The organism is Paraburkholderia terricola (assembly GCF_900142195.1).
Classification (GTDB): Bacteria; Pseudomonadota; Gammaproteobacteria; order Burkholderiales; family Burkholderiaceae; genus Paraburkholderia; species Paraburkholderia terricola.
This window is the reverse complement of the sequence record NZ_FRAB01000013.1, coordinates 20,470-27,844: the sequence shown is the minus strand read 5'-3', so window position 1 is coordinate 27,844 and position 7,375 is coordinate 20,470. Positions and strand designations below refer to the sequence as shown.

Below are 7,375 nucleotides of genomic sequence, written 5' to 3'. Positions count from 1 at the left end.
CTGTCTACGGGGCTGAGCACGACGAACAGCAACGTGGCGTCGCTGTCGACTGCGACAGGTTCGATCTCGACTAGCATCAGTTCGCTGTCCACGGGTCTGTCGACGACCGATAGCAATGTGGCGTCACTGTCCACGTCGACTTCGACCACGGCGAGCTCGCTGTCCACCGGCCTCAGCACGACCGATAGCAACGTGGCGTCGTTGTCCACGTCGGCCTCGACGGGTATCAGTTCGCTGTCTACCGGGCTTTCCACCACGGATAGCAACGTGGCGTCGCTGTCCACGTCGACCTCGACGACGGCCAGTTCGCTTTCGACGGGCCTGAGCACGACCGACAGCAATGTGGCGTCGCTGTCCACGTCCACTTCGACCACGGCGAGTTCCTTGTCCACTGGCGTGAGTTCGCTCTCGACCGGTCTATCCACGACGAACAGCAACGTGACCTCGCTGTCGACGTCGGCTTCGACGGGCATCAGTTCGCTCTCGACGGGCCTTTCCACCACGGATAGCAACGTGGCCTCGCTGTCGACTTCGACATCGACCACGGCAAGCTCACTCTCCACGGGTCTGTCCACGACGAACAGCAACGTGACGTCGTTGTTGACGTCGGCTTCGACCGGCATCAGTTCGCTGTCCACGGGTCTTTCCACCACGGACAGCAACGTGGCGTCGCTGTCGACCTCGACCTCGACCACGGCAAGTTCGCTGTCCACTGGTGTCAGCTCGCTTTCGACCGGCCTGAGCACGACCAACAGCAATGTGACCTCGCTGTCGACGTCGGCATCGACCGGCATCAGTTCGCTGTCCACGGGTCTTTCCACCACTGACAGCAACGTAGCCTCGCTGTCGACTTCGACCTCGACGACGGCCAGCTCGCTGTCCACTGGTGTCAGTTCGCTGTCAACGGGCCTGAGCACGACGAACAGCAACGTGACGTCGTTGTCGACATCGGCCTCGACGGGCATCAGTTCGCTATCCACGGGCCTCTCCACCACGGACAGCAACGTGGCCTCGCTGTCGACCTCGACTTCGACCACGGCGAGTTCCTTGTCCACTGGCGTGAGTTCGCTCTCGACCGGCCTGTCCACGACGAACAGCAACGTGACTTCGCTGTCGACGTCGGCCTCGACGGGCATCGCGTCGGTATCGACGACGGTGAGCGCGCTCAACAGCCAGGCGGTGAAGTACGACCTGAACCCCGACGGCACCGTCAACTACGGCAGCGTCACGCTGAACCCGGGCGGCAGTGCCTCGCAGATCCACAACGTCGCGGCCGGCACCGCGCCGGGCGATGCGGTGAACCTCTCACAACTGAGCACGGTGGTCGCCGGCAGCAAGACGCACTACTACAGCGTCAACGACAACGGCGTGCAGGGCGGCAACTACGACAACGACGGTGCGACGGGCGTGAACGCGCTCGCCGCGGGAGTGGGCGCCACCGCGGCGGGTTCGAGCAGTGTGGCGGTGGGCGACAGCGCCAGCGCGAGCGCCGACAAGACCTTGGCGTTGGGCGCGGGTTCGCTGGCGATAAACATCGGCGACGTGGCGCTGGGCTCGGGCTCGGTGACGGCGGCGGCCAATCCGACCTTGAGCACGACGATCGGCGGCAAGACCTACAGCTTCGCGGGCACGACCCCGGTCAGCGTGGTCAGCGTGGGAAGCGTGGGTGCTGAACGGCAGATCACGAACGTGGCGGCGGGGCAGATCAGCCAGACGAGCACGGATGCGATCAACGGCTCGCAACTGTATGCGACGAACCAGGCAATCGATACCCTGTCGACTTCGACGTCCACCGGTATCAGTTCGCTCTCGACGGGTCTCTCCACGACGAACAGCACCGTGGCCTCGCTGTCCACCGCCACGGGTTCGATCTCGACCAGCATCAGTTCGCTGTCGACGGGCCTCTCCACGACCGACAGCAACGTGGCCTCGCTGTCCACGTCGACTTCGACCTCGACCAGTTCGCTGTCCACGGGTCTCAGCACGACCAACAGCAACGTGACCTCGCTGTCGACCTCGGCATCGACGGGCATCAGTTCGCTGTCCACGGGTCTGTCCACGACGAACAGCAACGTGGCGTCGTTGTCGACCTCGGCCTCGACCGGCATTAGCTCGCTCTCGACCGGCCTGTCCACGACAAATAGCAGCGTGGCGTCGCTGTCCACGTCGGCCTCGACGGGTATCAGTTCGCTGTCCACCGGCCTGTCCACGACGAACAGCAACGTGGCGTCGTTGTCGACCTCGGCCTCGACCGGCATCAGCTCGCTCTCGACGGGTCTGTCCACGACGAACAGCAACGTGGCGTCGCTGTCGACCTCGACTTCGACGACGGCCAGCTCGCTCTCCACCGGGCTGAGCACGACCGACAGCAACGTGGCCTCGCTCTCCACTACGGTCAGTTCGACGACCAGCAACATCGCGTCGCTGTCGACCGGCATGAGTTCTCTGTCCACCGGTCTGTCCACGACCAACAGCAGCGTCGCGTCGCTGTCCACGTCGACCTCGACGGGCATCGGTTCGCTGTCCACGGTGACGAGCACGGCGGTCAGCAGTGTCACTTCGATGTCGACGGTGGTGAGTTCGGTGTCCACCGGACTTTCCACGACGAACAGCAATGTGGCGTCGCTGTCCACGTCGACCTCGACCGGCATCGGTTCACTGTCCACCGCGCTTTCCACCACCGACAACAACGTGGCGTCGCTTTCGACCTCGACTTCCACGTCCGCCTTGTCCTTGTCGACGCTGATCTCGACATCACGCCCGCATTACTACAGCGTGAATGACAACGGCAAGCAGCAGTCGAACTACGCCAATGACGGCGCCACGGGCGTGAACGCGATCGCGATCGGGCCGAACGCCACGGCTGCCGGCTCGGACAGCGTCGCGCTCGGCAATGGCGCGAATGCGGGCACGGACGGCGCCACGGTGATCGGGGCGAATGCCATCGTGTCGGGCAATAAAGGCGTGGCGCTCGGTTCGAATGCCACGGCGTCGGCGGCTAACTCGGTGGCGCTTGGCGCGAATTCGGTGGCTAGCGAAGCGAATACGGTTTCGGTCGGATCGGCGGGCGACGAACGCCGCATCACGAATGTCGGACCGGGCGTCAATGGCACCGATGCGGTGAACGTGTCGCAACTGAGATCCGTGCAGCAGAGCGTGAACTCGATCGCCCGGAAAGCCTATTCGGGTGTAGCGGGCGCCACCGCACTGACGATGATTCCGGAGGTGGACCTGGGCAAAACGATCGCGGTGGGTATCGGGGCGGCCAGCTACCAGGGCTACAGCGCTGTCGCACTCGGCTTCACCGCGCGTATCACCAACAACGTCAAGATCAAGGGCGGGGTAAGCAGCAGCAGCGCCGGGTACTCGGTTGGCGGTGGTGTCAGCTACCAGTGGTAACGAGGGAGGTTTGAAGGCTGCATCCGGAATGGAGAAGGCGCGTTCCGGGTGCAGCCGGAAATTCCCCTGCTGCGCAGTGCCTGTCATCCAGTTTCCCTGACGTGTTCTGACAGTCCTGGCAGTCGTGCTCACGTACCATCGACGCGTGTCTGGTGGTAACGCATGGCGAACACGGCAAACTTTTCGCACGGCCATCGGCCGGTATGACATCGAGGTTCCAAATGCTTAGAAAGATTCTCGCGGTGCTAGCTATTGCCGCCGTACTGGCCGGATGTTCCGCGGCAACCGGTCCCACTTTCAGCGCCTATTCGGTGAGCTTGCCGAATAATGAAAAAGCTTTCCGCGTTGAGTGCTACGGCCTCTTCGAGGGCCAGGGAACCTGCTACTCCAAAGCACGCGAAATTTGCGGCAATACGCCTGTCCGTCCAGTCCAGGAGATTGCGCCGCTGGCGGGCAGCGGCGGACAACGCGACGTGCGTGTCCTGACGTTCCAGTGCGCAGCAGCGCCTGCGCCGCAGCCTGCGCCTGCGCCGGTGGCAGTCGCGCCGGCGCCTCAGGCTCCGCCGCCGGCACCGCGCAAGCTTTCGTTGAGCGGCGATGCGAATTTCGAAGTCGACAAGGCGACATTGACCGCCGCGGCGCGTACTCGTCTCGATGCGCTTATCGCAGCCGCTCAAGGCATGACGTTCAATACGGTCGCAGTCAGCGGCTTTACGGACTCGACCGCTTCGGCCGCGCACAACCAGGCGCTGTCGGAACGTCGCGCGCAGACCGTTGCGCAATATCTGCAGGAACACGGACTGAAGGCGCGGCAGTTCGTCGCGAAAGGTTATGGAAAAGCGGACCCGGTGGCGTCGAACGCGACGGCCAGCGGACGCGCACAGAACCGCCGCGTGGAAATCGCGCTCGACTAATAAAAAAGCAATCCCTCAGGGAAGTCCGCTTCGGATGATCGACCGGACCTTAGGCAGGACCGCTACTCCCCGCATGCGGTCCTGATTTTTTCGACCAATCAGCGGAAGTGCCCGAGCGGCAATCAAGGCGACATGCGGATCGGAATTTCAGTACTCACCCACACCGGACAGAGCGTCTGGGAAAACGGGCTGGGACAGAACATTTTTTTCTTTGCGCAACTGCTGCGCGCACTGCCGTTCGTGACGGACGTCGTGTTGCTCGACTGCGGCGATCAAAGGGAGCTGCCGCCCGAGGCCGTGAACCTCGCACAGGAATTCCGGCTCGTGCCTCCACGGGAGGCGACCGATCTCGTCGACGTCGTGTTCGAGATGGGAGGTGGCCTCGACGTCGAGTGGCTCGACCATATACGTGCGCTCGGCAAAAAGGTCATTTTTTTCTGCTGCGGCCAGCCCTATGCGGGGCTTGTCGAGCCAAGCGTATTCAAGAAGAGCGGCTATTTTTCGCGCGCGCAGCGCTGCGACGAGATCTGGATTCTCGCGAAGGACCTCGCCTTCAAGCCGATGCTTCAGACGCTGCACCGTTGCCCGGTATTCGAGGTGCCGTTCCTGTGGAATCCGGTATTCATCGAGCGGCGCGTCGCATTGGTCGCGCAGGCGGGGTTTCATTTCGGCTATGAACCGGCGCCGAAGCGGGACACCCCGCGCGCGCTGCGCGTCGCGATTTTCGAACCCAACATTTCCGTCGTGAAGTGCTGCGTGATTCCGATGCTGGTGTGCGACGAGGCATTTCGAAAGGATCCCGCGACGATTGCGCGCATGGACGTACTCAACAGTATCCAGATGAAAGACCATCCGAGCTTCGCGTTCCTCACGCGCTCACTGGATCTCCATAAACACGAAAAAATTCACCTGGACCAGCGGCATGATTTTGTCGGGTACATGAGCCAGCATGCGAACGCGGTAGTCGCCCACCAGTGGCATAACGCCCAGAACATTGCGTACCTGGATGCACTGTATGGCGGCTACCCGCTTGTTCATAACTCGCCGTGGCTCGCGGAACTCGGCTACTACTACGCCGACTCCGACATCGCCGCCGGCGGGGCGCAACTGGTAAGAGCCGCCCGCGATCACGATGCTGACCACGACGCCTATATGCGCCGCGCGCGGGCGTTTCTCGCACGCTTGAATCCGCTCGACGCGGACAACCGCGCACAGTATGCGCGGCGACTGCTGGACCTGGGCACCCGTCAGACGGCAAAGGGGGCGTCATGCTGAACGGCAAGCGCCTGAAAGTCGGCGTCACCATCTATCTGCGTGCCGGACAGCAGTCGATCTGGGAAAACGGCATCTTCCAGAACTGCTATTTCCTCACCATGCTGCTCAAGCGCTCACCGTTGATCGAGGACGTGTACCTCGTCAATGGAGGAGACGGTTCGCCGAATGAGGCGTCGCAGTTCCTCGCACTTGCGCCGGTGCCGCTCATCGACCTTGAAGCGGCACGCGAGCGTCTGGACGTGATCATCGAACTCAGCGCGCAGCTCAATCCCGACTGGGCGCGGGATTTTCGTGCCCGCGGCGGACACGTGATCGGCATGCGGGTGGCCAACGACTACGTGATCGACATCGAGCGGATGATGTTCGATCTGCCGCACGGCATGCTGGTTTCCGGCACGCCGTACAGCGCGATCTGGACGCTGCCGGCGTTCGAGCGCACCTGCGCGAGCTACTATGCGTCGGCCCTGCGCGCACCCGTGCGGGCGATGCAGCACCTCTGGAGCCCGGCGTTGCTGGAACGTTCGATGGCGGGCGCGCAGGCGGCTCCCGCCTTCGGCTATGTGCCCGGCGGCAGACGCTGGCGCCTCGCGATCCTCGAGCCGAACATCTGCATGGTGAAGACATCGCAGTTGCCGATGCTGATTGCGGACCAGGCGTACCGGCAGGAGCCGGCCATGATCGACTACCTGCGCGTCTATAACACGCTGCATCTGAAGGGCGATACACAGTTCGTCGGTTTCGCGCGCAGCCTCGATCTGGTTCGCCACGGGCGCGCGACCTTCGAGCCGCGCCTGCCCGTCTACGAAATCATGACGCAGCAGGCCGACGCGCTGATCTCGCACCACTGGGAGAACGCCCAGAACTACGTCTATTACGAGGCGCTTTACGGCGGTTATCCGCTCATCCACAACTCCACGTTGCTCGGCGGCTGCGGTTATCGCTACACCGATTTCGACTGCGAGGACGGCGCCCTTGCACTGCGCCAGGCGTTCGCGGCACACGACGCCAGCCTTGCGGACTATCGCAGCGCGGCACGCGCATTCCTGGCGACGCTCGATCCCGAGTCGGAGCGCAACGTCGAGCTGTACACGGCGGCGATCGGGGACCTTTACCCATGATGGTGAGACAGAACATGCCCGCGAAGCGGCGCGCTTTCGACGTCTCCAGTTCGCGTGCCGCACGATGGCGCGCGCGGGCGATGTGGACTTGCACGATGCTCGCTTGCCTGTCGGGACCGTCGCTTGCCCAGCCGCTTCCCGTCTCACCTGGCTCGGCAACGGCGGTCAATCCGGGCACGCCGCCGCCCCCCGTGGAGGCTCCTGCAACCGTGCTTGCACAGGCCGCGCAAAAGGTGGGCGTGCGTCGTTGCTATCAGGCGATCAATGTCGTATCGAGCCGAACGTTCTTGAATACCGAACGCACTGACGTCGTGTTGGACTGGGACCGCCAGGATCCGGACAGTGCGCCGTTCTTCTCGCTCGCCGGCCTCGAATACGGACAGAACTCGGCGGTGCTTTCGCTCACGACGACGCCAGTGCCGAACGGCGGGTGCGCGATCCTCGCCGAACGTATTTCAAGCGCCCCGATGCCCTGCAAGGACGTGGCGCGCTCGGAACTCGGCGGCTATCACGCGAATACGCTCGTGAAACTGGTGACGGTCTACACCACGCCTGGCCGGTCGCGTGAGACGGTCACGCTGATCGATGCGCCTCCGTCATGTGTGATCGTGCGGCGCCAGGTGCAGTTCGGCCGGTGAGCGGGACAGTGAGAGCGGCCGACATGACTGA

At 63.4% G+C, this 7,375-nt stretch carries 5 protein-coding genes; all 5 read left to right on the top strand.

The window, feature by feature from the left end:
* A partial coding sequence (locus BUE39_RS34165; RefSeq protein WP_143169506.1) for a YadA family autotransporter adhesin occupies window positions 1-3,399 on the top strand: 3,399 nt, incomplete at its 5' end.
* A 221-nt stretch (window positions 3,400-3,620) separates the two neighbouring features.
* Window positions 3,621-4,313: an OmpA family protein gene (locus tag BUE39_RS13495; protein WP_073429175.1), complete on the top strand. Its 693-nt coding sequence runs from the start codon at window positions 3,621-3,623 to the stop codon at window positions 4,311-4,313.
* A gap of 132 nt (window positions 4,314-4,445) precedes the next feature.
* On the top strand, window positions 4,446-5,588 hold the full coding sequence (locus tag BUE39_RS13490) for a DUF2827 domain-containing protein (protein WP_073429174.1): 1,143 nt from the start codon (window positions 4,446-4,448) through the stop codon (window positions 5,586-5,588).
* On the top strand, window positions 5,582-6,706 hold the full coding sequence (locus BUE39_RS13485; protein ID WP_073429173.1) for a DUF2827 domain-containing protein: 1,125 nt from the start codon (window positions 5,582-5,584) through the stop codon (window positions 6,704-6,706). The genes BUE39_RS13490 and BUE39_RS13485 overlap by 7 nt, the downstream gene beginning before the upstream one ends.
* The gene (locus BUE39_RS13480) at window positions 6,703-7,344 is read left to right on the top strand and encodes a hypothetical protein (protein WP_073429172.1); all 642 of its coding nucleotides are present in this window, start codon (window positions 6,703-6,705) and stop codon (window positions 7,342-7,344) included. The genes BUE39_RS13485 and BUE39_RS13480 overlap by 4 nt, the downstream gene beginning before the upstream one ends.
* The last annotated feature ends 31 nt before the right edge of the window (window positions 7,345-7,375 follow it).

Coding starts and splice junctions, on each gene's coding strand:
- BUE39_RS13495 (WP_073429175.1), top strand. CDS start 3,621: ATGCTTAGAAAGATTCTCGCGGTGCTAGCTATTGCCGCCGTACTGGCC.
- BUE39_RS13490 (WP_073429174.1), top strand. CDS start 4,446: ATGCGGATCGGAATTTCAGTACTCACCCACACCGGACAGAGCGTCTGG.
- BUE39_RS13485 (WP_073429173.1), top strand. CDS start 5,582: ATGCTGAACGGCAAGCGCCTGAAAGTCGGCGTCACCATCTATCTGCGT.
- BUE39_RS13480 (WP_073429172.1), top strand. CDS start 6,703: ATGATGGTGAGACAGAACATGCCCGCGAAGCGGCGCGCTTTCGACGTC.